The organism is Prauserella aidingensis (assembly GCF_024171865.1).
Taxonomy (GTDB): Bacteria; Actinomycetota; Actinomycetes; order Mycobacteriales; family Pseudonocardiaceae; genus Prauserella; species Prauserella aidingensis.
Genome location: NZ_JAMTCN010000021.1, coordinates 24,538 through 50,157, shown reverse-complemented (window position 1 = coordinate 50,157; position 25,620 = coordinate 24,538). Strand labels below are relative to the sequence as shown.

The window sequence follows — 25,620 nt, the reverse complement described above, 5'->3', positions numbered from 1 at the left end:
GCGTAGCGACAAGCGAAAGGCCGGCACGGCCGTCGGGGTGGGCACAGCCGCCGCGGCACTCGTGCTGGGCATGGCGGGCACCGCGGGCGCGGCACCGCAGGAGGGCACCATCATCGGTGCCAACGCAGAGACCGCAGTCGAGGGCAACTACATCGTCAAGCTGAAGGACGGCGTCATGACCACGGCCGCCGACCTCGGCGGCGACGTCAAGCACACGTTCTCGAGTGTGCTGAACGGCTATTCGGCGGAGATGTCCGAGGCGCTGGCCAAGCGCATCGCGGCCGATCCGGCCGTCGACTACGTCGAGCAGGTGCAGACCATGCACACCGCGGCGGACCAGGCGAACCCGCCGTCGTGGGGCCTGGACCGCATCGACCAGCCCGACCTGCCGCTGGACGACAACTACTCGTCGCCGAACGACGGTGACGGCGTCACGGCCTACATCATCGACACCGGCATCCTCACCTCCCACGAGGACTTCGGCGGCCGGGCCTCCCACGGCTACGACGCGGTCGACGGTGACAACGACGCGACCGACTGCAACGGCCACGGCACGCACGTCGCCGGCACCGTCGGCGGCACCGACTACGGCGTCGCCAAGAACGTCGACCTGGTCGGCGTGCGGGTGCTGAACTGCCAGGGCAGCGGCACCAACGCGGGTGTCATCGCGGGCATCGACTGGGTCACGGAGAACTCTTCGGGCCCGTCGGTCGCGAACATGAGCCTCGGCGGCGGCGCCTCGGCCGCCATCGACGAGGCCGTCCAGAACTCCATCGCCTCCGGCGTGACCTACGGTCTGGCCGCGGGCAACGACTACGGCGCCGACGCGTGCAACTCGTCGCCCGCCCGCACCCCGGAGGGCATCACGGTCGGCTCCACGACCGACACCGACGCCCGTTCGAGCTTCTCCAACATCGGGTCCTGTGTGGACATCTTCGCCCCGGGCAGTGACATCACCTCGGCGTGGATCGACAGCGACACCTCGGAGAACACGATCTCCGGCACGTCGATGGCGACCCCGCACGTCGTGGGCGCGGCCGCGGTCTACCTGTCCGCGAACCAGGGTGCGTCCCCGCAGCAGGTCGGTGACGCGCTGGTCTCCGGCGGTTCCGAGGGTGTCGTGTCCAACCCGGGCAGCGGTTCGCCGAACGTGCTCCTGAACGTGGTCGCCGACGGCTCCACGCCGCCGGACGAGCCGGACCCCGAGCCGGGCAACTGCGAGGCCGTCACGAACAACGAGACGACCGCCATCCCGGACGCCGGTTCGACGACCAGCACGGTCTCGATCTCCGGCTGTGAGGCCGCGTCGGCCGACGCCACGGTGGCCGTGGACATCACCCACTCCTACCGCGGCGACATCGCGCTGGACCTGGTCGCCCCGGACGGTTCGGAGTACAACCTGAAGTCGTCGGCGTACGACTCCGGCAACGACATCAACGAGACGTACACGGTCGACCTGTCTGGCGTTTCCGAGCCGAACGGCGAGTGGACGCTGCGCGTGACCGACGCCTTCTCGTGGGACACCGGTTCGCTGAACAGCTGGACCCTCACTCTGTGAGACCGGCCTGACGCACCGTCCCCGGTTCACACCCCCGACCGGGTACATCCCTGAAAACCCCCAAGGGCACCTTGGTGGCACTCAACGCCACCAAGGTGCCCTTGGGGCATCGGGTGGTCACGTGGCGTATCGGCTACTCGTCACCGGGTGGGTGGTACAAAAAGCGGCCCGGCGGAGCAACACCTGCTCCGCCGGGCCGCTCTTCGTGGATCGTGGCCTACTCGAACGCCTTCGTGATGAGCGCCTTCTGCTCGACCTCGTGCACCTTCGACGAGCCCGCCGACGGAGCCGCCATCGGCCTGCGCGCCACGACGTCCAGGTTGCCCAGCACCTCGGGCAGCTTGCGCGGCAGGTTCAGGCCGAAGTACGGCCAGGCGCCCTGGTTCTCCGGCTCCTCCTGCACCCACACGACCTGCTGGGCGGCGGTGAACCGGCCGAGCGCCTCGGCGAGCTTCTTCTTCGGCAGCGGGTAGTACTGCTCGACCCGCACGATCGCGACGTCGTCGATCTCTCGCTTCGTCCGCTCGGCCACCATCTCCCAGTACAGCTTGCCGGAGGTCAGCAGCACCTTGCGGGCCTTCGACGGGTCGACGTCGGCGTCGTCGATGACGGACAGGAACTTCGAGTCACCGGTGAAGTCCTCTACGTTCGACGTGGCGGCCTTGTTGCGCAGCATCGACTTCGGCGTGAAGACGATCAGCGGCCGCTTGACACCGTCGAGGGCGTGGCGGCGCAGCAGGTGGAAGTAGTTCGCGGGCGTCGACGGCACGGCCACCGTCATCGACCCCTCCGCGCACAGCTGCAGGAAACGCTCGATCCGGCCCGACGTGTGGTCGGGGCCCTGGCCCTCGTGACCGTGCGGCAGCAGCAGCACGACGTCGGAGAGCTGGCCCCACTTGGCCTCGCCGGAGGAGATGTACTCGTCGATGACCGACTGGGCACCGTTGACGAAGTCGCCGAACTGCGCCTCCCACATCACCAGCGCGTCCGAGTTGGCCACCGAGTAGCCGTACTCGAAGCCGACCGCCGCGTACTCGGACAGCGCCGAGTCGTAGATCATCACGCGGCCCTGGCCGTCACCGAGGTGCTGCAGCGGCGAGTACTCCTTGCCGCTGTCGCGGTCGATCAGCACGGAGTGGCGCTGGGTGAACGTGCCGCGGCGCGAGTCCTGGCCCGACAGTCGCACGAGCTTGTCCTGCAGAGCGAGCGACCCGAACGCCAGCAGTTCACCGAAGGCCCAGTCGATGTTGCCCTCGCGCGCCATCTTGGCGCGGCGGTCCATGACCGGCTTGACGCGCGGGTGCGGGTTGAAGCCCTCGGGCACGTTGACGAACGCGTCGCCGATGTGCTCGACGGTCTCGCGGGAGACGGCGGTCGGCAGGTTCGCCGGGACCTGCTGCTCCTCCTCGACCGACGGGCTCGGCGTGACCGGGTGCTTCTCGAGTTCGCGCACCTCGTTGAAGACGTGCTCGAGCTGGCTGGAGAAGTCCCGCAGCGCGGCCTCGGCCTCTTCCATCGAGATGTCGCCGCGGCCGATGAGCGCCTCGGTGTAGGTCTTCCGGACGCTGCGCTTCTTGTCGATGATGTCGTACATCCCGGGCTGGGTCATCGAGGGATCGTCGCCCTCGTTGTGACCGCGGCGCCGGTAGCAGATCATGTCGATCACGATGTCCTTGTTGAACGCCTGGCGGTAGTCCACCGCCAGCCGCGCGACCCAGTAGGCGGCCTCCGGGTCGTCGCCGTTCACGTGGATGATCGGTGCGCCGATCATCTTGGCGACATCGGTGGCGTACTTCGAGGACCGCGCGTGCTCCGGCGCGGTCGTGAAGCCGACCTGGTTGTTGATGATCACGTGCACGGTGCCGCCGGTGCGGTAGCCGCGCAGCAGCGAGAGGTTCAGCGTCTCGGCGACCACGCCCTGGCCCGCGAACGCGGCGTCACCGTGCAGCAGCACCGGCAGCACCGTGAAGCCGTCGACGTCGCCGCCCTTGTCGAGGATGTCCTGCTTGGCGCGGACGATGCCCTCGAGCACCGGGTCGACCGTCTCCAGGTGCGACGGGTTCGCCGTCAGCGACACGCGCGTCTCACCGTCGCCGAACATGCGGAAGTACTTGCCCTCGGCGCCCAGGTGGTACTTGACGTCGCCGGAGCCGTGGGCCTGGCCCGGGTCGAGGTTGCCCTCGAACTCACGGAAGATCTGCGAGATCGGCTTGCCCACGATGTTGGCCAGCACGTTCAGCCTGCCGCGGTGCGGCATGCCGACGACGACCTCGTCGAGGTTGTGCTCGGCGGCCTTGTCCAGCAGCGTGTCCAGCATCGGGATGACCGTCTCGCCGCCTTCGAGCGAGAACCGCTTCTGCCCGACGTACTTGGTCTGCAGGAACGTCTCGAACGCCTCGGCCGCGTTGAGCTTGCTCAGCACGTACTTCTGGACCGTGGGTTCGGGCTTGTCGTGCGGGATCTCGACGCGGTCCTGGATCCAGCGGCGCTCGTCCGGGTCGAGGATGTGGGTGTACTCGACGCCGACCGTGCGGCAGTACGAGTCGCGGAGCACGCCGAGGACGTCGCGCAGCTTCATCTTCTCCTGGCCCGCGAACCCGCCGACGGCGAACTCCCGGTCCAGGTCCCACAGCGTCAGCCCGTGCGAGAGGACGTCGAGGTCCTCGTGGCGGCGCTGGCGGTAGTTCAGCGGGTCGGTGTCGGCCATCAGGTGGCCGCGCATGCGGTACGACTCGATGAGCTCGAGCACCCGGGCGGTCTTGTCGATCTCGCCCTCGGGGATGTCCGAGACCCAGCGCACCGGCTCGTACGGGATCCGCAGGGAGGTGAAGATGTCGTCGTAGAACCCGTCGGCGCCCAGCAGCAGCTCGTGGATGCGCTTGAGGAACTCGCCCGACTCGGCGCCCTGGATGATGCGGTGGTCGTAGGTCGACGTGAGCGTCATGATCTTGCTGACACCCAGGGCGATGAGGGTCTTCTCGCTGGTGCCCTCGTAGTGGGCCGGGTACTGCATCGCACCGACGCCGATGATCGTGCCCTGACCCGACTGTAGCCGCGGCACCGAGTGGTTGGTGCCGATGCCGCCCGGGTTGGTCAGCGAGATCGTGGTGCCGGCGAAGTCGTCGGCGGTGAGCTTGTTGTTGCGGGCCTTGCGGACGATGTCCTCGTAGGACTGCCAGAACTGCAGGAACGTCATGCTCTCGCAGTTCTTGATGGAGGCGACGACGAGGTTGCGCGCGCCGTCCTTGCCCGGCATGTCGATCGCCAGGCCGATGTTGACGTGCTCCGGCGTGACGGCGTGCGGCTTGCCGTCGATGACCTTGTAGTGCCGGTTCATGTTCGGGTAGGCGTGCAGCGCACGGATCATGGCGTAGCCGATGAGGTGCGTGAACGAGATCTTCCCGCCGCGCGAGCGCTTCAAGTGGTTGTTGATGACGATGCGGTTGTCGGCCATCAGCTTCGCCGGCACCGCGCGCACGCTGGTGGCCGTCGGGACGCTCAGCGAGGCGTCCATGTTCTTGGCGATCGCCGCGGCGGGGCCGCGGAGCACCTTCGACTCGGGCTCGCTCTTCTCCGGCTTCTCGGCCTTGTCCGCCTTGCCGGTGGCCGCCTTGTCGCTCTTCGCGGCGTCGGCCTTCTTGTCGCCGGTGGCCGGGGCCTCGGGTGCGGGAGCGGAGGCCTTCGCGGGCGCCTGCTTCGCGGGAGCGGAGGCCTTCGCGGGGGCCTCGCCGGCCGACTGCTGGGCCGACGACTGCTGGGCCGAGGACGCCTGGTCCGATGGCGCCACGTGCTTCGGGGCCTGCGGCCCGGTGGCACGGCCATTACCTTGCGCCTGCGCCGGAGCCTGCGCCTGGCCGTTGGCCGACGGGTCGGCTGCCGTCGTGTCCGGCTTTCGCTCTTGCGTGGGGGAGAAGTCGGCAAAGAACTCATGCCACGCGGCGTCGACGGAAGAAGGGTCGGCGAGGAACTGGTCGTACATTTCCTCGACGAGCCATTCGTTGGGGCCGAACTGTGACGCAGGGCTGCTGCTGGACACGGCTTGGACTCGCCTCTATCTGTCTCGATGTGCCAATTACGCGCGTACCAGGCTAACCCCCGTGCTGCCGGCTCGGTCACCGAACTCGCACTTGACGCCGGATCCGCCGGCGTGGGGCAACCCGGATTTCTCACTGAATCGATACCGGTCGTCGGGCGTACACCTGACCCTCGCCGACCCCCGCGACCGGCGCAGGTTTTCGTGACCGGTCTCATGCCGGTTTCGCTGGGGTCGGTCGCGGCCGATCAGCCGGACGGTGGGGAACCTGCCGCCGCTGACCCGGTCGCGGGGGCGCCCTCGCCAGAGGTGTCGGCCGCCGCGCCGTCGCCGAGGCGCCACAGCCGGGCGTACGCCCCGTCGGCGGCGAGCAGTTCGGCGTGCGAGCCGTCCTCGACGACCCGGCCGTGGTCGAGCACGACGATGCGGTCGGCGCGCGCGGCCGTCGCGAGCCGGTGGGCGACGACGAACGTGGTGCGCGTGGCCGCGAGGCGGTCGGTGGCGCGCAGGACGGCGTCCTCGGTTGCGGGGTCGAGTGCGGCGGTCGCCTCGTCGAGGAGCAGCACGTCGGGGTCGACGAGCTCGGCCCTGGCGAGCGCGACGAGCTGCCGCTGCCCCGCCGACAACGAGCGCCCACGTTCGCCGACCTGCTGGGCGAACCCTTCCGGCAGTGCGGCGACGCCCTCGATCGCGCCCACCGCACGGACGGCCGCCTCCACCTCCGCGTCGGTGGCGTCGGGTCTGCCGTAGCGGACGTTGTCGGCCACGGAACCGACGAACAGGTGCGGCTCCTGCGGCACGACGCCCACGCGGGCGCGCAGGGCCGCCGGGTCGTAGTCCCGCACGTCGACGCCGTCGATCCGCACCGTGCCGGTCGTGGCGTCGTAGAAGCGGGCGAGCAGCTTGACGGCCGTCGACTTGCCGGCACCGGTCGCACCGACGAACGCGATCGTGGTGCCCGCGGGCACGGTCAGCGAGACGCCGGCGAGCGCGGGCGTCTCGGTGCCGGGGTAGTGGAAGCCGACGTCGTCGAGCTCGACGTCGCCGCGCAGCCGTTCGGGGACGGTGACCGGGTGTTCGGGCGGTGGCACCGACGTCGGCGTGCGCAGCAGGTCGCCGATCCGCCGCAGGCCGACCTTCGCCTGCTGATAGCCGTCGAACACCGTCGACAGCTGCTGCACCGGCGAGAAGAACAGCCCGAGGTAGAGCAGGAAGGCCATCAGCACGCCGGGGGAGAGTTCTCCGCTCGCCACCCCGGTCGCCCCCGCCGTGAGCACCAGGACCTCCGCGATGCCGGACAGCAGGGTCACGAACGGGAAGTACGTCGCGACGTACCGCTGCGCGCGCAGGCGGGAGCGGCGGTAGGCGTCGCTGCGGGAGGCGAAGTCGCGGGCCGAGCGCTCCTCACGCGTGTAGGCCTGGGCGACGCGGAGCCCGCTGACGTTCTCCTGCATGTCGGCGTTCACGGCGCTGACCCGTTCGCGTGCCTCGGTGTAGGCGGCCGAGGCACGTCTGCGGAACAGCACCGTCGCGACCAGGAGCACCGGCAGTACGGCGAACACGTACAGCGACAGTCCTGGCGCGGTGACGACGAGGGCCACGCTGATGCCCGCCAGGGTCAGCACGCTGACGACGGCCGTGGCGAGGCCGGTCTGCAGGAACGTCGACAGCGCGTCGACGTCGGTGGTCATGCGCGTCATGATCCGTCCCGACAGCTCGCGCTCGTAGTAGTCGAGCCCGAGTCGTTGCAGGTGGGCGTAGCTGCGCACCCGCAACAGGTACAGCACCGACTCGCCGGTACGGGCGGTCAGCCGGGTCTGCAGCGCGATCGCGAGCCAGTCCGCCGCGATCACCACGAGGCCGATCGCGGCCGCGACGAGGACGACGGACTCGGCGCCGGTGCGCACGCCGTCGTCGACACCGCGTTGGTAGAGGGCGGGTACGGCGATCGTCGCCAGTGCGTCGATCGCCACGAACGCGATGACCGCGGCCAGCAGTCCGCGGACCGGGCGCAGCAGGCTCGCGAGCCGGAACCGAGGATCGGGCGCGGTGGGGTCGAGCTCGCCGAGGTCGGGCCGGTCCGTGGCGGGCGGGAGTGCGCTGACCCTGTCGAGCAGCTCCGGCGTCGGTGGCAGGTCGAGCGAGGCGTGCCCGCCGGGGCCGCCGCCCCGGCCCGTGGCCTGCGACCTCGTCGACACCGCCGGTCTCGACGAATCGGGCCCGGCCGGTTCCGCGTCCGCGCGGCCTGCATCGGCCTGTCCGGTAGCGGCTCGGGGCCACAGGTCCGGGGTGATGCCGCCCTCGCCGGGCTCGGGCGGCACGCGGTGACCGGGTTCCTCGGCGTCGTCGCCGGGGCCGGACACCAGTTCGCGGTACAGCGGGCAGCGCGCCTCGAGCTCCCCGGCGGTGCCCACGTCGACGACGCGGCCCCCGTCGAGCACCGCGATCCGGTCGGCCAGCGCGAGGGTGGAGCGACGGTGGGCGATCAACAGCGTCGTGCGGTCGCGCATGACGCCGCGCAGCGTGTCGTGGATGGCGGCCTCGGTGGCGGTGTCGACGGCCGACGTCGCGTCGTCGAGGATCAGCACGCGCGGATCGGTGAGGAGTGCCCGTGCCAGGCCGAGGCGCTGCCGCTGTCCGCCGGACAGCGTGAGCCCGCGCTCGCCCACCTGGGTGTCGTACCCGTCGGGGAGTGCGGCGATGAACTCGTGGGCCTCGGCCGCCCTGGCCGCAGCGATCACCTCCTCGTCGGAGGCGTCCGGCCTGCCGTAGGCGATGTTGTCCCGCACGGACGTCGAGAACAGGAACGCCTCTTCGAACACCACGCCCACGGTGCGGCGCAGGTCGGTCAGCCCGAGCTCGCGCACGTCGGCGCCGCCGAGGCGCACCGCACCCTCGTGCACGTCGTAGAAGCGGGGGAGCAGCAGCGAGATCGTCGACTTGCCGGAACCGGCGGTGCCGACGACTGCGAGGGTCTCGCCGGGTTCGGCGCGCAGGGACAAGCCGTCGAGAACCGGTTCGGACCGAGTATAGCCGAACCGCACGTCGTCCAGTTCGACGTCGAGCGGCCCGTCGGGGACCGGTTCCGGGTCGGCCCGCTCCCGCACCTCGGGCTGGGCGTCGATGAGCTCGTGTACGCGTTCCGCACCCGCGCGCGTGAGCTGCGCCTGCACGACGAGGCTCGCGAGCATGCGTGCCGGTCCGGTGAGCGACGAGACGTACGTGGCGAACGCCAGGAAGGTGCCGAGACTGATCTGACCCCTGAGGGCGAGGATGCCGCCGACCGCGAGTACGGCGATCTGGCCCGCCGCGGGCAGTGCGCCGGTCGTCGCGGTGGGAACGGCCGACAGTTTCGCGGCGCGGAGCCGTTCGGCGAACAGCCTGCGCGCCGAGTCGGAGAGCCTGCCGGTCTCACGTTGCTCCTGGCCGAAGCCCTTGACGACGCGCACGCCGGTGACGGTCTCCTCGACGTGCTGGGCGATCTCGGCGGCACGCTGCTGGGCCGACCACGTCGCGGGGAACAGCTTGCGCCTGCTCACCGCGAGGACGATCGCGACCGCGGGGCCGACGATCAGTGCGATCACCGTCAGCAGCGGCGACATCCACAGCATCGCGCCGAGCGCCAGCACCGCGAACACGACCGACCCGGCCGAGAGCGGCACCTGCATCAGGAACCCGGTGACGAGCTGCAAGTCGGTGATGGCGCGCGAGACGATCTGCCCGGTGCGCAGCGAGTCCTGTGTGCCGCCGTCGAGTCGGGACACCGCGGCGAACACCGACTGCCGGAGATCGTGCTGGACGTCGAGGGCGAGCCTGCCGCCGACGTAGCGCCTGCCGAACGCGGCGCCGAACGCCAGCAGGTGCAACGCGAGGAGCGCGGCGGCCAGCCACGGCAGGTCGGCGGTCGACCCGGCTACGGCGCCGTCGACGCCCTCGCGGATCAGCAGCGGGCTCGCGGCCTGCACGCCGACGCCGAGGACGGCGGCACCGAACGCGAGGACGACCAGGGCCGGGTGCCGCCAGCACGCCGCGGCGATGCGCCGTACCCAGCCGCCGCTGCCGGAGGGTCCGGGAGCGGCGGGCGGATCGGTGGTGTCCGCGGTGTCGCTGTCCGCGCTGCCGATCCGCCCCGACACTCCCGGTTCCTCCTTGTCGCCTGCCTGTTACGTGATGTCGCGCTTTTGGTTCACGGCCCAGCCGCTGCCGAAGAAGAGCATGGTCCAGCCGAAGAAGATCAGTGCGGACGCCCACCACGAGAATGCCCCCGGTGCGCCTGCGATGTACTGCAGGCCCCATGCGGTCTCGGCCTCGAGACCCGGGATCTTCACCCCGGCGGCGCCGAACGCCTCGGCACCGATTGCACCGACGATGCCGTTCAGCGTGCCGTTCGGCAGCACGCCGCCCATCCAGGCGACGTTCTCCTGCCACAACCCGAAGCTGACGAAGACCCACACGTTCTCGATCAGCAGCATGTAGATGGTGATCGTGACGACGCTGCCCGCCACACTCTTCCACAGGGCACCGACACCGATGCCGAACAGCGTCGCCAGCATGCCCGCGAGCAGCGAGGTGCCGATGACGGCGAGCCACTGCCCGCTCGACGGCATCCGGTCGCCGTCGACGACGAAGGCGATGCCGAGGCTCGCGGCCGCGGACACGACCAGGCCGTACAGCGCGCCCCAGCCGCTGTAGGTGAGCATCTTCGCCCCGAGTGCCATCGCGCGGTTCGGGGCCGTCAGGAACGTCGTCGTGATGGTCTTCTTGCCGTACTCGCCTGCGACGGCCAGTACGCCGAGGATCACCGCGAACAGCAGGCCGACGTTGATGCCGTGACCGATGGCGAGCAGGCCCATCGGGAGTTCGCCGGTCTCGATGCCGAGCGCCCCGGTGATCGTCTGGGTTTCCGTGCTGCTGAGCACTTCACCGACCTCGTTGGTGAACGCACCCCAGCCGAGTGCGAACAGCAGCGAGGCGAAGAACGCGGGGATGAGCAGCGCCCACCAGCTCTTCGTGGTGATGATCTTGCGCATTTCGGCCTTGATCAGGTTGCCCATCACTGGCCACCTCCCCAGCCCTGCTGGCCCGGCTGCTGGTAGCCCGGGGCCTGGTACGGATTCTGCGGCTGCCCCGCGGGCGGCCCCGGTGGGAACCCGGGTGGCGGCCCCGGCGGTTGGTGTGGCGGCTGTGGAGGTTGCTGGGGAGGTTGGCCAGGTGGCAGCGAGCCGCCGACGTACTGCGGGCTGGTCAGCTGGAAGAACAGCTGCTCGAGATCGGCCTTTTCCTCCTCCATGCCGTAGACCGCCACGCCCGCGTTCGCGGCGACGTCACCGATCTGCTGCACGGTGGCGTTCGTCACGGCGACCCGTCCGTCGTGGGCCGGCTGCACCTCGCCGACGCCCGCCTCCTGCAGCGCGGTCACGAGGGCGTTCGCGTCGGCGGGCTGCACCAGCACCCGGGAACGCTGCGCGCCGCGCAACTGTTCGAGCGGGCCGTAGTAGCGCGTCATCCCGGCGCTGACGATCACGACCTGGTCGATCATCTGCTCCACCTCGGAGAGCAGGTGACTCGACACCAGCACCGTGCGGCCCTGCTTCGCGAACGACTGCAGGAATCCCCGCAGCCACGCGATGCCCTCCGGGTCCAGGCCGTTCGACGGTTCGTCGAGCACCAGCACCTGCGGATCGCCCAGCAGTGCCGTGGCGAGTGACAGCCGCTGCCGCATACCCAGCGAGTAGCTGCCGGCCGGACGGTCCGCCGCGGGGGTGAGGCCCACGAGTCCGAGCAGCTCGTCCACGCGCTGATCCGGAACACCGATCGCGGCCGCGTACGCCCGCAGGTGGTTCCGCGCGGTGCGGCCCGAGTGGAAGCCCTCGTTCTCCAGCACGGCCCCGACGACCCGTGCCGGGTTGCCGAGCTGTGCATACGGACGTCCGTTGATGGTCGCCGCACCCGATGTCGGTGTCACCAGTCCGAGCAGCATGCGCAGGGTCGTCGTCTTCCCCGCGCCGTTCGGCCCGAGGAACCCGGTGACCGAGCCCGGTTCCACGGTGAAGCTCAGGTTCTGGACCGCCGGAACGATCCCGAAGTGTTTGGTGAGGTTCTGCACCGCGATGCGGCCACTGCCGTCGTGCATTGTCCATCCCCTTGTGGTGCGCTGTGGCCCCTGCGACCGCGCCTGACGTGCGGTCGCACCACGCGACGGCAAGGCACCCCGGCCCCGCGAGGGCTGCCGGACGGTCCGCAGCACCGGCGGACGCGGTGTCCGTCACTGTGGCGGTCGCCATCCTGCCCCATGGCCCGCGTCGAGAATGGAGAGGTCGCCGATTCGCGGCGCCCGACCACGAGCCCGCGTCCGAAAACGGTCACTCTGTGTGTCGATGCCGGAATCCGCCGTATCGACGTCCACGGTTACCCGGAAACAGCGGTGATTCGTGAACAAAAAACGCCGCGACTTGCCGACCCCGGGGCGGCGAACCGCCGAGCGACGACTTAAGCTGGTACGTGGCGGCCCGCTCCCGGTGACCCCCAGGCTGGTTGAGCGGGCCGCCCCTAGTCGCGTGACGCTGCGTTTTCACGCTCCTGCGTCGCTCAACCTCGTGTCTTCCGGGGTCCGACCCCGGACCCGGCCGGAGGGCTTCGCCCCCGGACCCCCGTAGGTCGGCGGATCCGTGTCGTGGGCGGGTGTCGGGTTGCGGAACCCCGTCGTGCACGAACCGTGCCGATTCACCACCTCGTCGCTGTCCTCGGATGGGGGCACCACCCGCATGCGGGGGAATCGCGCTGAGAACCTGCTGCGGTGCGAGTGGGCGGCGTTCGGGACGTGACGGCTTGCACGATGCGTGGTCGCGGAGCGGGCCGGTGCCGCCGTGGACACCGGCCCGCTCCGCGAGGCTCGGTTTACAGGTCGGCGGGCGTGTGGGTCAGACCGTGTGCCGTCGCGACCGGAGCGTTCGTCAACGCGCCCGCGTGCGTGTTCAGCCCCTTCGCCAGGTTCGGATCCGCACGCAGCGCACCCTCCCAGCCGTCCTCGGCGAGCCGCAGCACGTACGGCAACGTCACGTTCGTCAGGCCGTACGTCGACGTCCGCGGCACCGCGCCCGGCATGTTGGCCACGCAGTAGAACACCGAGTCGTGCACCCGGTACGTCGGCTCGTCGTGCGTCGTCGGACGCGAATCCGCGAAGCACCCGCCCTGGTCGATCGAGATGTCCACCAGCACACTGCCCGGCTTCATCCGCGACACGAGATCGTTCGACACCAACTTCGGCGCCTTCGCGCCCGCCACCAGTACGGCGCCGACCACCAGATCCGCCTCCAGCACGGCCTGCTCGAGGGAGAACGCGTTCGACGTCACCGTACGGATCCGCCCGCCGAAGTCGCTGTCGATCTGCCGCAGCCGGTCCACGTTCGTGTCCAGCACCTCGACGTCGGCGCCCAGGCCCAGTGCGATCCGCGCCGCGTTCAGACCGGCCACACCGCCGCCGATCACGACCACCCGCGCGGGGTGCACACCGGGAACACCGCCGATCAGCACGCCACGGCCACCACCGGGCTGCATCAGCGAGTACGCACCCACCTGCGGAGCCAGCCTGCCCGCCACCTCCGACATCGGAGCCAGCAGCGGCAACGACCCGTTCGGCAGCTGCACCGTCTCGTACGCGATCGACGTCGTGCCCGCGGACATCAGCGCCTCGGTCAGCGCCCGGTCCGCAGCCAGGTGCAGATACGTGAACAGCACCTGGTTCGAGCGCAGCCTGCCGTACTCCTCGCTGATCGGCTCCTTGACCTTCAGCACGACATCGCCCTCGGACCACGTGTCGTCGGCCGTCGGCAGGATCTTCGCGCCCGCGGCGACGTACTCGTCGTCCCTGATCGCCGAGCCCAGGCCGGCGTCGGCCTCCACGAAGACCTGATGGCCGCGCGCGGTCAGCTCGTGAGCCCCCGCCGGGGTCAGAGCAACCCGGTACTCGTGCTTCTTGACTTCCTTCGGGACGGCGATGCGCACGGCTTCCTCCTCGATCGCGCCCACCTGTCGGCGGGACGGGCGCTGCTTTGCGCTTCCTTGTGGGAATGGTGTCTCCGACCACGGTGAACCACCCGGACGGCGGTGTCATCGTGCTGCGAAGACAATCATCGGCGGGTCGAGTGGTCCTCGAATGACAACACTTGACCTTCAGTCGACTGGAGGTCGCAGAGTGATCGTCATGCGAGCGGTGTGGTGGACGAAGCCGGGCGGCCCCGACGTACTGCGGCCCGGCGAGGCGGCGATCCCGGAGCCACGACGCGGTGAGGTGCTGATCGACGTCGAGTACGCGGGGGTCACGTTCGTCGAGACGCAGCTGCGCGCCGGACGTGGGCCGTTCGCGTGGCAGCCGCCGCTCATCCCGGGAAACGGCGTCGGGGGCGTGGTGGCGCGGATCGGCGACGGTGTCGATCCCGCACTCGTCGGATCCCGCGTGGTGAGCGGTCTGTCGGGCAGCGGCGGCTACGCCGAGCACGCGGTCGCCGCGGCCGACCGGCTCCTGCCCGTGCCCGACGGAGTGGCGATGACGGACGCGGTGGCGGTCCTCGCCGACGGGCGGACGGCGGTGCTGCTGCACCGCGCCGCCGCGCCGCGGCCGGGGGAGCGGGTGCTCGTGGAGGCGGCCGCGGGCGGCGTGGGTGGTCTGCTCGTGCAGCTCGCGGCCGGCGCGGGGGCGGTCGTGGTCGCCGCGGCGGGCGGTGAACGTAAGGGCAGGCTCGCCCGGGACGCGGGCGCGTCCCACGCCGTCGACTACCGCGACCCGCGGTGGACGGACGCCGTGCGGGACGCGGTCGGCGAGGTCGACGTCGTCTACGACGGGGTCGGCGGCGACGTCGGGCACGCGGCGTTCGGCCTGCTCGCACCCGGCGGCCGCATGGTCGTCCACGGGATGGCGAGCGGCGCCATGACCGACATACCCGCCGAGCAGGCGCGGGCGCGGGGTGTCACCGTCACGGGCGGGCTCGACGCCGCGCCGGAGACACTGCACGCCTGCGCGCGCGAGGCCCTCGCGGAGGTGGCGGCAGGTCGGTTGCGGCCGCGGATCGGAGCGGTCCACCCGCTGGAACGCGCTGCCGACGCCCACGCCGCCATCGACGACCGGTCCACGGCGGGCAAGACCCTGCTCGCCGTGAACCCGCCGACGTGACCGGGGACTCGGAGCCACTCGTGACCACGCTCGCTGTCGTGGCCGTGGTGCCCCGTGGTGCCCGGTCGTGCCCGGTGACCGTCGGGGCGTGGTGACCGTCGGGGCGTGGTGATCACGACCAGCGGAGGGTGAGCAGCTGCGCGACGAGGGCCAGCCGGACATCGGGATCGTCGAGGTCCAGACCGGCGAGGTCCAGCAGCTTGCGCATGCGGTACCGCAGCGTGTTGGGGTGCACCTGGAGGGCCGCGGCCGCGCTGCGCGGATCGCCGGGATGGCGCAGCCAGTGGTACAGCGTGTCGACGTACTCGGTGCCGTGCGCCTGGTCGTGTTCGACGAGCGTGGGCAGCGGGCCCAGGGCGGTCACGTGTGCGGAGTGGGCGGCCGTGGCCGTGCGGTGCAGCGTCAGAGGGGTCCACACCTCGTCGAACGTGACGGTCCGGCCCGGCACGATGTCCGCCCGCAGCAGTCCCAGCGCCTCGTCGGCCTCGGCGCGGGACGCGGGCAGCTCGCCCAGTTCGTAGGCACCGCCCGCGGCCGCACGTACCTCGCCCGCCTTCGGCCCTGCCTGCATGTCCTCGAGCGCCGACCGCAGCTGAGGCCACGCTCCAGCGCCTCCCTCCTCGGGGACGACCGCGTACAGCAGACCGGCGTGCTCGGCCGCCACGGGCTGCCTGCCGATGCCCTGGGACAGCCGTTCCAGCAGCGCGAGCCGCATGCCCTCGCCGTCGAGCGTGTCCCCTCCCGGCGTGTCGATGACGACGACGCGGTGCGGCTGCTCGGTCAGTCCCAGTTCCGCGACGGCCTTGCGCGGCCCGGCCTCGCCGTGCAGCAGCTCCCGTAGGACCTCGGCGTAGGCGCGGCGGCGGACGTCGGAGTGGGCCCGCCGCCGTAGCAGGTGCAGCGCCACGACCGGGGCGGTGTCGGCGAACGCGGCGGCCCGCTCGTCGGGCACGGGACCGTCGACGACGGCCCACATCGAGCCGAGCAGTTCGCCGCCCATGCGCACCGGCGCGATCAGCCGCGGCAGTGTCCCGTCCTTCTGGCCGGGCACGAAGATCGTCTGCCTGCCGCGGGTGAGGTCGCGGAAGACGCCGCGGGAGCGGAACCGGGCGAGCACGTCGTCGGGGATGCGCCTGCCGACGATCGTGGCCACGCGTGCCGGGTCGGTGAGGTCCTGCCGCGCGGAGTAGGCCAGCACGCGCGAGTTGGTGTCCTCGATCGTCACCGGAGCGTCGACGACCGAGGCCACCGCGTCGGCGAGCCGGAACAGGTCGCCCGCGGCAGGGTCCGCCTCGAGTGTGTCGGACTCGTCGGCCTCGGCGTCCAGCACGGTGCGCAGCAGCCACACGAGCTGGGCCCAGGCCGTGGCCTCGTGCACCTCGACCAGGCCGATGCCCGCGCGCCTGGCGGCCCCGCGGACCGCAGGCTCCTGCGCGACCGGGGTCTTGATCAACACCGCCGTGGCGTCACGCCGTGCCGAGTCCTTCAGCAGCGCTACGGCCGCGTCGGTGTCCGGGACGGCGACGCCCAGCACGAGATCGCCCGCGCCCGGTGTGGTGGCGGCGGGTTCGGCGATGACGACGTCGGTGACCGCGGCCGACTCGTCCGGCAGGTGCAGCGCGTGCAGCAGCGTCGGCCCCACGCGGTCGACGACCGTGCGGACGGTGATCATCGGCTGCCGGACGTACTGCTCGTCATGGGCGGCGAGCATACCGCCGCGATCTCGGCCGAAGCCTCACGTCGCCCCGGAGCGCGCCGGATGGTGCTGGGCGGGGTTCAGTCGAGGAGGGCCTCGGCGATCCACGGTTCGACGGGCAGATCCCGTTCCAGGCACGCGGTCGACAGTCGCATCGTCCAGCGCAGCGCCTGCACGACCAGGCTCTCCACCTCGTCCGGCGAGGCGTTGGCGAGCGCGATCTCCAGCTGCTCGCTCGCGTCGTCGGTGTTGCCGTGGACCTCCGCCAGCAGCGTGCGGACGGCGGTGCGCACGGGCGGCTCGGCGTCGTCGATCGTGACCTCTTCGCCCTCGGAGTCGAAGACCTGCACCTTGACCGGCGCGGCGCCCCCGTCGCCGAGGGTCGTGACCATGTCGCTGCAGGTGCGGAACAACAGCAGCATGAGCGCGCGCGTGTCGTCGGTGGCGAGCGCTTCGAGCGCCGCCGCTTCGATCGCACCGGCGTCGTCGCCCAGGCGCATGGCGAGCAGCGCCCGCTGCGCGGTTTCGACGAGCCGTGACGGCGTTCCTTCCTCGTGCACGGGTGTCATCAAACACCAGACGCGCCGTGATCGTCGCGCGCCCGCAGGGGTGATCGTCGTCGCGACGCCGGCCACGGGCGCGTCATTTCGCCGCGTACAGCGCTCCGAGCGCGAGCCGGGTGAGCAGTTCCGCCAGGTCCTCGTGGGGAAGGTGCCGGTTGTGCGGGGTCGAGTTGATGAGCCCGAACACCGCGTGCGCCGCGGAGCGGGCGTGAGGTTCGTCCAGGCGGGGGACGGCCGCGCGCAGCGCCGTGACCCACGCTTCGACGTACTGCCGCTGCAGGCGGCGCACGCGCCTGCGGTCCTCGTCGGCGAGGCTCGCCAGGCTGCGTTCGTGGACGGTGATCAGCGCGGGTTGCTGCAGCGCGAAGTCCACGTGGAACCGGACGAGGCCCGCCAGGACCTCGTCGGGGTCGCCCGGCCTGCCGACGCGTTCCGTGCCGCCCGCCAGCAGGTATTCGCTGATGCCCGTCAGCATTTCGCCCAACATGGCGTCCTTGCTGCGGAAGTGGCGGTACAGTGCCGGACCGGTGATCCCGACGGCCGCGCCGATGTCGTCGATCCCGACCCCGCGGAAGCCGTGCTGGGCGAACAGTTCGGCGGCCGCGGCCAGGATCTGATCCCGCCGGGACGGCTTCCCGCCGCCCGACGGCGACGCTGCGGACGGCGAGGCCCCGGAGGGCGAAGCTGCGGACCCTGCTGAAGCGGTGGAGCCGGCTGCGGAGCCCGACGCGGCGCTGGGGATCATGATGTCACTGTACGGGACGAAGTTAGTGAACGCTAACCTCCTGTGCGACTTCCGATTTGATCCGTGCGAGGTAACTCGGGAACTTTCCCTCCTTTTCGGGCCGTCGCCGCTGGTATTCGTCTGTCCGGCCAACGGCAAACGGAAAGGCGGCCCGAGATGGTCAAAGGTTCCCGCATCGTCACCGCGGCGGCGGTCGCCGCACTGGCGATGGTCGGCGGCACGGCAACGGCAGGAGCGGTCGAGGCGACCGCCTACGACAGCTACGTCGCCCTCGGCGACTCCTACTCCAGCGGCGTCGGTGCGGGCGACTACGGCGATTCGGGTGGCTGCAAGCGCAGCGCGAACGCCTACCCGCAGCTCTACGCGGACTCCAACGGCATCGGTGACTTCGACTTCGCGGCCTGCCTGGGGGCGCGCACCGGCGACGTGCTCGCGCAGGCCGACACGCTCTCCGCCGACACCGATCTCGTCACGGTGTCGGTCGGTGGCAACGACGCCGGCTTCGTCGACGTCATGATCGACTGCACGACGAGCTTCGACCAGGGTTGTGTCGACCGGGTCGACCGGGCCAAGGAATATGTCCGCACCACGCTGCCGGGCCTGCTCGACGGCGTGTATGACGAGATCAGGGCCGAAGCGCCGAACGCCGAGGTGTTCGTCCTCGGCTATCCGAACTTCTACGAGATCGGCGGTTCCTGCAACGCCGGGCTGAGCGACACCAAGCGGGCGGCCATCAACTCGGGGGCCGACGCTCTCGTGGACACGATCTCCGAGCGTGCCGCCGCGGCCGGCTTCACGTTCGTGGACGTTCGTGACGAGTTCGACGGTCACGAGATCTGCTCGGGCGACTGGTGGCTGCACAGTGTGACGTGGCCGATCGACGAGTCGTATCACCCGAACGCCGCCGGTCAGGAGCACGGTTACCTGTCCGCACTGGAGGGCGCGGCAGGTTGACGTGGATTACGGCGGGTTTTCCCGCCGAATGCCTGGACCTCAGGGTTAGTAGCCTCTAACATCGGATCCGGTGTTAACGGCTGCTAACCCTGAGGTGTGTCATGGACGGTCCGGCGCTCGCCAGCCACGCTGATCCGAACAGCGAGGCGTACTCCCGCAACGTCGCAGGACACGGTGAGTTGGTCGAAGATCTGCGCAAGCGGCTCGCCGCCACCCGGCTGGGCGGGCCGGAGAAGGCGCGCTCCCGGCATGTGGAACGTGGCAAGCTGCTGCCGCGCGACCGGGTCGACGCGCTGCTGGACCCGGGTTCGGCGTTCCTCGAGCTGTCTCCGCTCGCGGCGACCGGGCTCTACGACGACGAGGCGCCCGCCGCGGGCATCATCGCCGGCATCGGCCGCGTGTCCGGGCGTGAATGCGTGATCGTCGCCAACGACGCCACCGTCAAGGGCGGAACGTACTACCCGCTGACGGTCAAGAAGCACCTGCGCGCGCAGGAAGTGGCGTTGCACAACAACCTGCCGTGCCTCTACCTCGTCGACTCCGGCGGAGCGTTCCTTCCGCGGCAGGACGAGGTGTTCCCCGACCGGGAGCACTTCGGCCGCATCTTCTACAACCAGGCCACGATGTCGGCCCGCGGCATCCCGCAGATCGCCGCCGTCCTCGGATCGTGCACCGCGGGTGGCGCGTACGTGCCCGCGATGAGCGACGAGGCGGTGATCGTGCGCAACCAGGGCACGATCTTCCTGGGCGGGCCGCCGCTGGTGAAGGCGGCGACCGGTGAGGTCGTCACGGCCGAGGAGCTCGGCGGCGGGGATGTCCACTCGCGACAGTCCGGTGTCACCGACCATCTCGCCACCGACGACGCCGACGCGCTGCGGATCGTGCGCTCGATCGTCTCGACGCTCGGGCCGCGGGAATCGAAGCCGTGGGACGTCGAGCCCGTCGAGGAGCCCGCCGCCGACCCGCGCGAGCTGTACGGCGTCGTGCCCACCGACTCGCGGACGCCCTACGACGTGCGCGAGGTGATCGCCCGCGTCGTCGACGGCAGCAGGTTCGCCGAGTTCAAGAAGGAGTACGGCACGACGCTCGTCACCGGGTTCGCCCGCATCCACGGGCATCCGGTCGGGATCATCGCCAACAACGGCGTGCTGTTCGCCGAGTCGGCCATGAAGGGCGCCCACTTCATCGAACTGTGCGACAAGCGCTCGATTCCGCTCGTGTTCCTGCAGAACATCACGGGCTTCATGGTCGGCAAGGACTACGAGGCAGGCGGGATCGCCAAGCACGGCGCGAAGATGGTCACCGCGGTGGCCTGCGCGCGGGTGCCGAAGTTCACGGTGATCATCGGCGGTTCGTTCGGTGCCGGTAACTATTCGATGTGCGGCCGGGCGTACTCGCCGCGGTTCCTGTGGATGTGGCCGAACGCGCGCATCTCGGTGATGGGCGGCGAGCAGGCCGCGTCGGTGCTCTCGACCGTGCGGCGGGACACCATCGAGGCTCGCGGCGAGGAGTGGTCCGCCGACGAGGAGGAGTCGTTCAAGGAGCCGATCCGCGAGCAGTACGAGGAGCAGGGCAATCCCTACTACTCGACCGCGCGGCTGTGGGACGACGGCGTCATCGATCCCGCCGACACCAGGACGGTGCTGGGCCTGGCCCTGTCGGCGTCGGCCAACGCACCGCTGGAGCCGGTCGGCTACGGCGTCTTCCGGATGTGAGAGAGGGCGGTTCGACAGGCATGTTCGACACGGTTCTGGTGGCCAATCGCGGCGAGATCGCCGTCCGCGTCATCGCCACGTTGCGGCGCATGGGGATCCGTTCGGTGGCCGTCTACAGCGACGCCGACGCCGACGCCCGGCACACCCGTGAGGCGGACGTGGCCGTGCGCCTCGGTCCGGCGGAGGCGGCCCGGAGCTATCTGTCCGTTCCGGACGTCGTGAAGGCGGCGGTCGACACCGGAGCGCAGGCGGTGCACCCCGGCTACGGCTTCCTGGCCGAGAACGCGGAGTTCGCGGCGGCCTGCGGCGATGCGGGCATCGTGTTCATCGGCCCGCCGACCTCGGCGATCGACGCCATGGGGGACAAGATCCGCGCGAAGGCCACGGTGTCGGCGGCGGGTGTGCCCGTGGTGCCGGGCAAGTCCGAGGTGGTCGACTACGCCGCGGCCGCCGAGGAGGTCGGCTATCCGGTGCTGCTGAAACCGTCCGCGGGCGGCGGCGGCAAGGGTATGCGGCTGGTCACCGAGCCCGGCGAACTGGCGGCCGCGGTCGAGGCGGCGCAGCGCGAGGCACGTGGGGCGTTCGGTGACGACCGGTTGTTGATGGAGCGGTTCGTCGACACACCGCGGCACATCGAGATCCAGGTGCTGGCCGATGCCCACGGCACGGTGCTGCACCTCGGTGAGCGTGAGTGCAGCCTGCAGCGCAGGCACCAGAAGATCATCGAGGAGGCGCCGTCGCCGCTGCTCGACGCCGATGCCAGGGCGCGCATGGGAGCGTCGGCTGCCGAGGCGGCACGGTCGGTCGGCTACGTGGGCGCGGGCACGGTCGAGTTCATCGTGTCCGCGACCGACCCCGACGAGTTCTTCTTCATGGAGATGAACACCCGGCTGCAGGTGGAGCATCCGGTGACCGAGGCGGTCACGGGCGTCGACCTGGTCGAATGGCAGGTGCGGATCGCCGCGGGTGAACCGCTCACGATCGGCCAGGACGACGTGCGTCTCGACGGGCACGCCGTGGAGGCGAGGGTCTACGCCGAGGATCCCGCTCGCGGCTTCGTCCCCACCGGCGGCACCGTGCTGGGACTGGTCGAGGCGTCGGGGCCGCACGTGCGGGTCGACTCGGGCGTGTCCGAGGGTACCCGGGTCGGGTCCGACTACGACCCCATGCTCGCCAAGGTCATCGCGTGGGGACCCGACCGTGGATCAGCGCTGCACCGGCTCGATCGGGCGCTGGCCGACACCGCCGTTCTCGGGCTGCAGACCAATGTGGAGTTCCTGCGACGGCTCGTGTCCGATGAGGACGTCCGCTCGGGTGCTCTCGACACGGGCATGGTGGAGCGCAAACTCGACGAACTCACCGACGGAGGCGTGGCCGAGGAGTTCTTCGTCGCCGCGGCGCTCGACCGGCTGCTCGCGTTGGAACCCGCCGGCCCGGTCGTGGACCCGTGGGACGTGCCGAGCGGCTGGCGGATGGGCGCCGCGGCCGGGGTGGAGTTCCTGCTGCGTGCGGGCGAGACCGAGCGGCTGGTGCGGATCGAAGGTCCTGCCTCCGGAGCCCGGGTCACGGTGGGTGACGCCGAACCGGTCACGGCGTCGGCGCGCCGCGTGCCCAGTGGTCCGGACGGACGTGCGACGGGCCTCGACGTCCACTGTGGATCCGAGTACCGGCGCTACGTGCGGGCGGAGGCACCCGACGGCACCGTGTGGTTGAGCCGTGACGGCGCCGGACTGGCTGTCGGGGAACGGCCGAACCTGCTGGCCGCGCGCGCCGACGACGTCGACGCGGGACCGGTGACGAGCCCGATGCCGGGCACCGTGCTGGTCGTCAAGGCCGCTCAGGGCGACGAGGTCACGGCGGGAACGCCGTTGCTGGTCGTCGAGGCGATGAAGATGGAGCACACGATCACCGCGCCGGTCGACGGCGTCGTCACCGAACTCCCCGTGCGGGCGGGCCAACAGGTCGCGCTCGACGAGAAACTCGCACTGGTCACCCCTCAGGAGCAGACATCATGATCGACTTCCGGCTCGACGACGAGTACGAAGCGCTGCGCAAGACGGTCCACGACTTCGCCCAGTCCGAGGTGAAGCCGGTGATCGGGGACTTCTACATCCGCGAGGAGTTCCCCTACGAGATCGTCGCCAAGATGGGCGAGATGGGCCTGTTCGGCCTGCCGGTCGCCGAGGAGTACGGCGGCATGGGCGGTGACTACTTCGCCCTCTGTCTGGCGCTCGAGGAGCTGGCCCGGGTGGACTCCTCGGTGGCGGTCACGGTCGAGGCGGGCGTGTCGCTGGGTGCGATGCCGATCTACCGGTTCGGCACCGAGGAGCAGAAGCGCCGGTGGTTGCCGTCGCTGTGCACGGGCGAGGCGCTCGGCGCGTTCGGGCTGACCGAACCGGGTGGCGGATCGGACGCCGGGGCGACGAAGACACGCGCCACGGTGGACGGCGACAGCTGGGTCATCAACGGCAGCAAGTCGTTCATCACCAACTCGGGCACCGACATCACGAGTGTCGTCACGGTCACGGCGGTCACGGGCACGAAGCCCGACGGCGGCAAGGAGATCTCGGCGATCCTCGTGCCGTCGGGCACGTCCGGGTTCACGGTGGCACCGAAGTACTCGAAGGTCGGCTGGAACTGCTCGGACACCCACGAGCTGGCGTTCGACGACTGCCGGGTGCCGGTGGAGAACCTGCTAGGCGAGCGCGGGCGCGGCTACGCGCAGTTCCTGCGCATCCTCGACGAGGGCCGGGTCGCCATCGCGGCGCTGAGTGTCGGCCTCGCTCAGGGGTGTGTCGACGAATGCCTGCAGTACGTGGGTGAGCGCGAGGCGTTCGGCAACAAGATCGGTGCCTACCAGGCGATCCAGTTCAAGATCGCCGACATGGAGGCGCGGGTCCACTCCGCGCGCCTGGCGTACTACCAGGCGGCGGCCAAGATGCTGCGCGGCGAGCCGTTCAAGAAGGAGGCGGCGATCGCCAAACTCGCGTCGTCGAACGCCGCGATGGACAATGCCCGTGACGCGACGCAGATCTTCGGCGGCTACGGGTTCATGAACGAGTTCCCGGTCGGCCGGTTCTACCGGGACGCCAAGATTCTCGAGGTCGGGGAGGGGACGAGCGAGGTCCAGCGGATGCTGATCGCGCGCGAGCTCGGTCTGCCGTGAGGCCGGCCCGCGGGCGCGTCGCCACGGCCGACCCGGCGTGATAGAAATACCGGTATAAGTATTCGGGTTCGGTGGCGGGCGTACGGGTCCGCGGTGGAGGATGCAGGCGATGGTGGAGCTGAAGACCCCCGGCGAGATCGAGGCGATGAGCGTGACCGGCACGTTCGTCGCCGAGGTGCTCGGCGATCTGGCGCAGCGCGCGGAACCCGGTGTGAACCTGCTCGACCTCGAGCACCGCGCCCGCGACATGATCAAGCACCGGGGTGCCGAGTCCTGCTACTGGGACTACGCACCGTCGTTCGGCAAGGGTCCGTTCCGCAACGTGATCTGCCTGGCCGTCAACGACGCCGTGCTGCACGGCCTGCCGCACGACTACGAGCTGCGGGACGGTGACGTGCTGACGATGGACATGGCCGTGTCGATCGACGGCTGGGTGGCCGACTCGGCGCGTACTGTGATCGTCGGCACTCCGCGCCCCGGTGACCAGGGACGCGAGGACGTGCGACTCGTGGAGGCGACCGAACGGGCGCTGGACGAGGCGATCGCGGCGGCGCGGCCGGGCAACCGGCTCGGTGACATCTCGGCGGCGGTCGGCGACGTCGCGTCGCGGTACGGGTACCCGGTCAACACCGAGTTCGGCGGGCACGGCCTCGGCCGCACGATGCACGAGGAGCCGCACGTGCCGAACGCGGGCCGTCCCGGTCGGGGGATGCCGCTGCGGCCGGGCCTGACCCTCGCGATCGAGCCGTGGTTCGCCGCGGGCACCGACCGCATCGTCTACGACCCGGACGGCTGGACGATCCGCTCGGCCGACGGCTCGCGCACCGCGCACAGTGAGCACACGATCGCGATCACCGAGGACGGGCCGCGTATCCTGACGCTCACGAGCTGAACCCGAGCCGGCTGGAGGTCCCCGGTGATCGCGATTCCGTCACAGCTGGCGTCGGCGGCCGCGAACGTCGCCGACAAGGTCGCCAAGGGTGGGGTGGCGGACCTCCGGCCCGTGCCGCGGGTGCTGATCGACCGTGGTCCGAACCGGTCGGTCTACCGGATGACGGGGCAGCAGGCGACCCCGTCGGGCGATCCGGTGCTCCTGGTGCCGCCGCTCGCCGCGCCGGCGCTGTGCTTCGACCTGCGGCGCGGGTGCAGCCTCGCCGAGCATCTCACGGACGCGGGCAGGCCGACCTACCTCGTCGACTACGGCAGTGTCGCGTTCGCCGACCGCAATCTGGGCATCGAGCACTGGATCGACGAGGTGCTGCCCCGCACGATCCGCAAGGTGAGCGAGGATGCGGGCGGCAGGCCGGTGCACGTCGTCGCGTGGTGCCTCGGCGGCATCTTCTCCGTGCTCACGGCCGCCGACCGGCCCGAGTTGCCGATCGGGTCGCTGACCACCATCGCCTCCCCGTTCGACTACACCGCGATCCCACTGGTGGCCCCGTTCCGGCCACTGGTGGAGTTCACCGGCGGGCACATCCTGACGCCGTTCTACCGCCTGCTCGGCGGCGCGCCGTCGGCCGTGGTGACCCAGGTGTTCCGCGCGACGGGGATCGACAAGGAGATCACGAAGCCGCTGGCCATCCTGCGCAACCTCGACGACCGCGACTACCTGGCGCAGATCGAGGCCGTCGACCATTTCATGGCCAACATGCTCGCGTACCCCGGGCGCACCTTCGGGCAGATCTATCACCGGTTCTTCCGCGCCAACGACCTGTCCGCGGGCACGTTCGCGCTCGACGGCCGCACCATCACACTGTCCAAGCTGGACATACCGACGCTGGTCGTCGCCGGGGAGAACGACAGCATCGCGCCGCGGCGTGCCGTGGAACGGCTCGTGGACCTGCTCGAGAACACGCCCGAGACGCGCTTCCGTACCGCGCCCGGTGGGCACCTCGGTGTCCTCACCGGCCGCCGTGCGCGCGACACGACGTGGCGCCATGTCGACGAGTTCGTCGACGAGCACGCAAGTCCTCGGTAGGACCAACCGCCGCTCCGGCATCCTCGGTGAGCTCGGCCTGCCC

The 25,620-nt window shown here is 70.6% G+C and carries 16 protein-coding genes; 8 read left to right on the top strand and 8 right to left on the bottom strand.

Features of this window, described 5'->3' with window-relative positions; translation table 11 throughout:
* Positions 1–70: 70 nt before the first annotated feature.
* Positions 71–1,558, top strand: coding sequence for a S8 family peptidase (locus tag LY13_RS18985; protein ID WP_253829975.1), 1,488 nt, complete (start codon positions 71–73; stop codon positions 1,556–1,558).
* A gap of 217 nt (positions 1,559–1,775) precedes the next feature.
* Here the strand turns inward: LY13_RS18985 and LY13_RS18980 are convergent, their stop codons facing one another.
* From LY13_RS18980 to ald, 5 genes are all read right to left on the bottom strand, one after another.
* Complete coding sequence (locus LY13_RS18980) at positions 1,776–5,594, bottom strand: multifunctional oxoglutarate decarboxylase/oxoglutarate dehydrogenase thiamine pyrophosphate-binding subunit/dihydrolipoyllysine-residue succinyltransferase subunit (RefSeq protein ID WP_253829943.1); 3,819 nt, start codon at positions 5,592–5,594, stop codon at positions 1,776–1,778.
* Positions 5,595–5,839: 245 nt separating this feature from the next.
* Positions 5,840–9,628: an ABC transporter ATP-binding protein gene (locus tag LY13_RS18975; RefSeq protein WP_253829974.1), complete on the bottom strand. Its 3,789-nt coding sequence runs from the start codon at positions 9,626–9,628 to the stop codon at positions 5,840–5,842.
* Between the two features lie 126 nt (positions 9,629–9,754).
* Positions 9,755–10,645 (bottom strand): ABC-2 transporter permease, encoded by an 891-nt coding sequence (locus LY13_RS18970; protein WP_253829942.1) that lies wholly within the window; start codon positions 10,643–10,645, stop codon positions 9,755–9,757.
* On the bottom strand, positions 10,645–11,724 hold the full coding sequence (locus tag LY13_RS18965; protein WP_253829941.1) for an ABC transporter ATP-binding protein: 1,080 nt from the start codon (positions 11,722–11,724) through the stop codon (positions 10,645–10,647). The genes LY13_RS18970 and LY13_RS18965 overlap by 1 nt, the downstream gene beginning before the upstream one ends.
* Before the next feature lie 764 nt (positions 11,725–12,488).
* Complete coding sequence (gene ald / locus LY13_RS18960) at positions 12,489–13,595, bottom strand: alanine dehydrogenase (RefSeq protein WP_253829940.1); 1,107 nt, start codon at positions 13,593–13,595, stop codon at positions 12,489–12,491.
* A 199-nt stretch (positions 13,596–13,794) separates the two neighbouring features.
* Between ald and LY13_RS18955 the strand changes: the two genes are divergently transcribed.
* Positions 13,795–14,760, top strand: a complete 966-nt coding sequence (locus LY13_RS18955; protein ID WP_253829939.1) for a zinc-binding dehydrogenase — start codon at positions 13,795–13,797, stop codon at positions 14,758–14,760.
* Positions 14,761–14,872: 112 nt separating this feature from the next.
* Here the strand turns inward: LY13_RS18955 and LY13_RS18950 are convergent, their stop codons facing one another.
* The 3 genes from LY13_RS18950 to LY13_RS18940 all read right to left on the bottom strand — a co-directional run bounded on the left by LY13_RS18950 (position 14,873) and on the right by LY13_RS18940 (position 17,764).
* Positions 14,873–16,432 carry a PucR family transcriptional regulator gene (locus LY13_RS18950; protein WP_253829973.1) on the bottom strand — a complete coding sequence of 520 codons (1,560 nt, stop codon included), beginning with the start codon at positions 16,430–16,432 and terminating at the stop codon, positions 14,873–14,875.
* A gap of 104 nt (positions 16,433–16,536) precedes the next feature.
* On the bottom strand, positions 16,537–17,025 hold the full coding sequence (locus LY13_RS18945; protein ID WP_372493858.1) for a hypothetical protein: 489 nt from the start codon (positions 17,023–17,025) through the stop codon (positions 16,537–16,539).
* Between the two features lie 73 nt (positions 17,026–17,098).
* Positions 17,099–17,764: an SACE_7040 family transcriptional regulator gene (locus LY13_RS18940; RefSeq protein ID WP_253829938.1), complete on the bottom strand. Its 666-nt coding sequence runs from the start codon at positions 17,762–17,764 to the stop codon at positions 17,099–17,101.
* Positions 17,765–17,920: 156 nt separating this feature from the next.
* Between LY13_RS18940 and LY13_RS18935 the strand changes: the two genes are divergently transcribed.
* The 6 genes from LY13_RS18935 (at position 17,921) to LY13_RS18910 (ending at position 25,577) form a co-directional block, all read left to right on the top strand.
* On the top strand, positions 17,921–18,718 hold the full coding sequence (locus LY13_RS18935) for an SGNH/GDSL hydrolase family protein (protein ID WP_253829937.1): 798 nt from the start codon (positions 17,921–17,923) through the stop codon (positions 18,716–18,718).
* 101 nt (positions 18,719–18,819) lie between these two features.
* Entirely contained in the window at positions 18,820–20,433 is a 1,614-nt protein-coding gene (locus LY13_RS18930) for a carboxyl transferase domain-containing protein (RefSeq protein WP_253829936.1), read from the top strand.
* A 20-nt stretch (positions 20,434–20,453) separates the two neighbouring features.
* Positions 20,454–22,448 (top strand): acetyl/propionyl/methylcrotonyl-CoA carboxylase subunit alpha, encoded by a 1,995-nt coding sequence (locus tag LY13_RS18925; protein WP_253829935.1) that lies wholly within the window; start codon positions 20,454–20,456, stop codon positions 22,446–22,448.
* Positions 22,445–23,599: an acyl-CoA dehydrogenase family protein gene (locus tag LY13_RS18920; protein ID WP_253829934.1), complete on the top strand. Its 1,155-nt coding sequence runs from the start codon at positions 22,445–22,447 to the stop codon at positions 23,597–23,599. The genes LY13_RS18925 and LY13_RS18920 overlap by 4 nt, the downstream gene beginning before the upstream one ends.
* Positions 23,600–23,708: 109 nt before the next feature.
* Positions 23,709–24,491, top strand: a complete 783-nt coding sequence (gene map, locus LY13_RS18915) for a type I methionyl aminopeptidase (RefSeq protein WP_253829933.1) — start codon at positions 23,709–23,711, stop codon at positions 24,489–24,491.
* 24 nt (positions 24,492–24,515) lie between these two features.
* Positions 24,516–25,577: a polyhydroxyalkanoate synthase family protein gene (locus LY13_RS18910; RefSeq protein ID WP_253829932.1), complete on the top strand. Its 1,062-nt coding sequence runs from the start codon at positions 24,516–24,518 to the stop codon at positions 25,575–25,577.
* Positions 25,578–25,620: the final 43 nt, after the last annotated feature.

What these genes read in the sequence shown, in the direction of transcription:
- LY13_RS18985 (WP_253829975.1), top strand. Translation starts at nt 71, where the DNA reads ATGGCGGGCACCGCGGGCGCGGCACCGCAGGAGGGCACCATCATCGGT.
- LY13_RS18970 (WP_253829942.1), bottom strand. Translation starts at nt 10,645, where the DNA reads ATGGGCAACCTGATCAAGGCCGAAATGCGCAAGATCATCACCACGAAG.
- LY13_RS18965 (WP_253829941.1), bottom strand. Translation starts at nt 11,724, where the DNA reads ATGCACGACGGCAGTGGCCGCATCGCGGTGCAGAACCTCACCAAACAC.
- LY13_RS18955 (WP_253829939.1), top strand. Translation starts at nt 13,795, where the DNA reads ATGCGAGCGGTGTGGTGGACGAAGCCGGGCGGCCCCGACGTACTGCGG.
- LY13_RS18950 (WP_253829973.1), bottom strand. Translation starts at nt 16,432, where the DNA reads ATGATCACCGTCCGCACGGTCGTCGACCGCGTGGGGCCGACGCTGCTG.
- LY13_RS18945 (WP_372493858.1), bottom strand. Translation starts at nt 17,025, where the DNA reads ATGACACCCGTGCACGAGGAAGGAACGCCGTCACGGCTCGTCGAAACC.
- LY13_RS18940 (WP_253829938.1), bottom strand. Translation starts at nt 17,764, where the DNA reads ATGATCCCCAGCGCCGCGTCGGGCTCCGCAGCCGGCTCCACCGCTTCA.
- LY13_RS18935 (WP_253829937.1), top strand. Translation starts at nt 17,921, where the DNA reads ATGGTCAAAGGTTCCCGCATCGTCACCGCGGCGGCGGTCGCCGCACTG.
- LY13_RS18930 (WP_253829936.1), top strand. Translation starts at nt 18,820, where the DNA reads ATGGACGGTCCGGCGCTCGCCAGCCACGCTGATCCGAACAGCGAGGCG.
- LY13_RS18925 (WP_253829935.1), top strand. Translation starts at nt 20,454, where the DNA reads ATGTTCGACACGGTTCTGGTGGCCAATCGCGGCGAGATCGCCGTCCGC.
- LY13_RS18920 (WP_253829934.1), top strand. Translation starts at nt 22,445, where the DNA reads ATGATCGACTTCCGGCTCGACGACGAGTACGAAGCGCTGCGCAAGACG.
- map (WP_253829933.1), top strand. Translation starts at nt 23,709, where the DNA reads ATGGTGGAGCTGAAGACCCCCGGCGAGATCGAGGCGATGAGCGTGACC.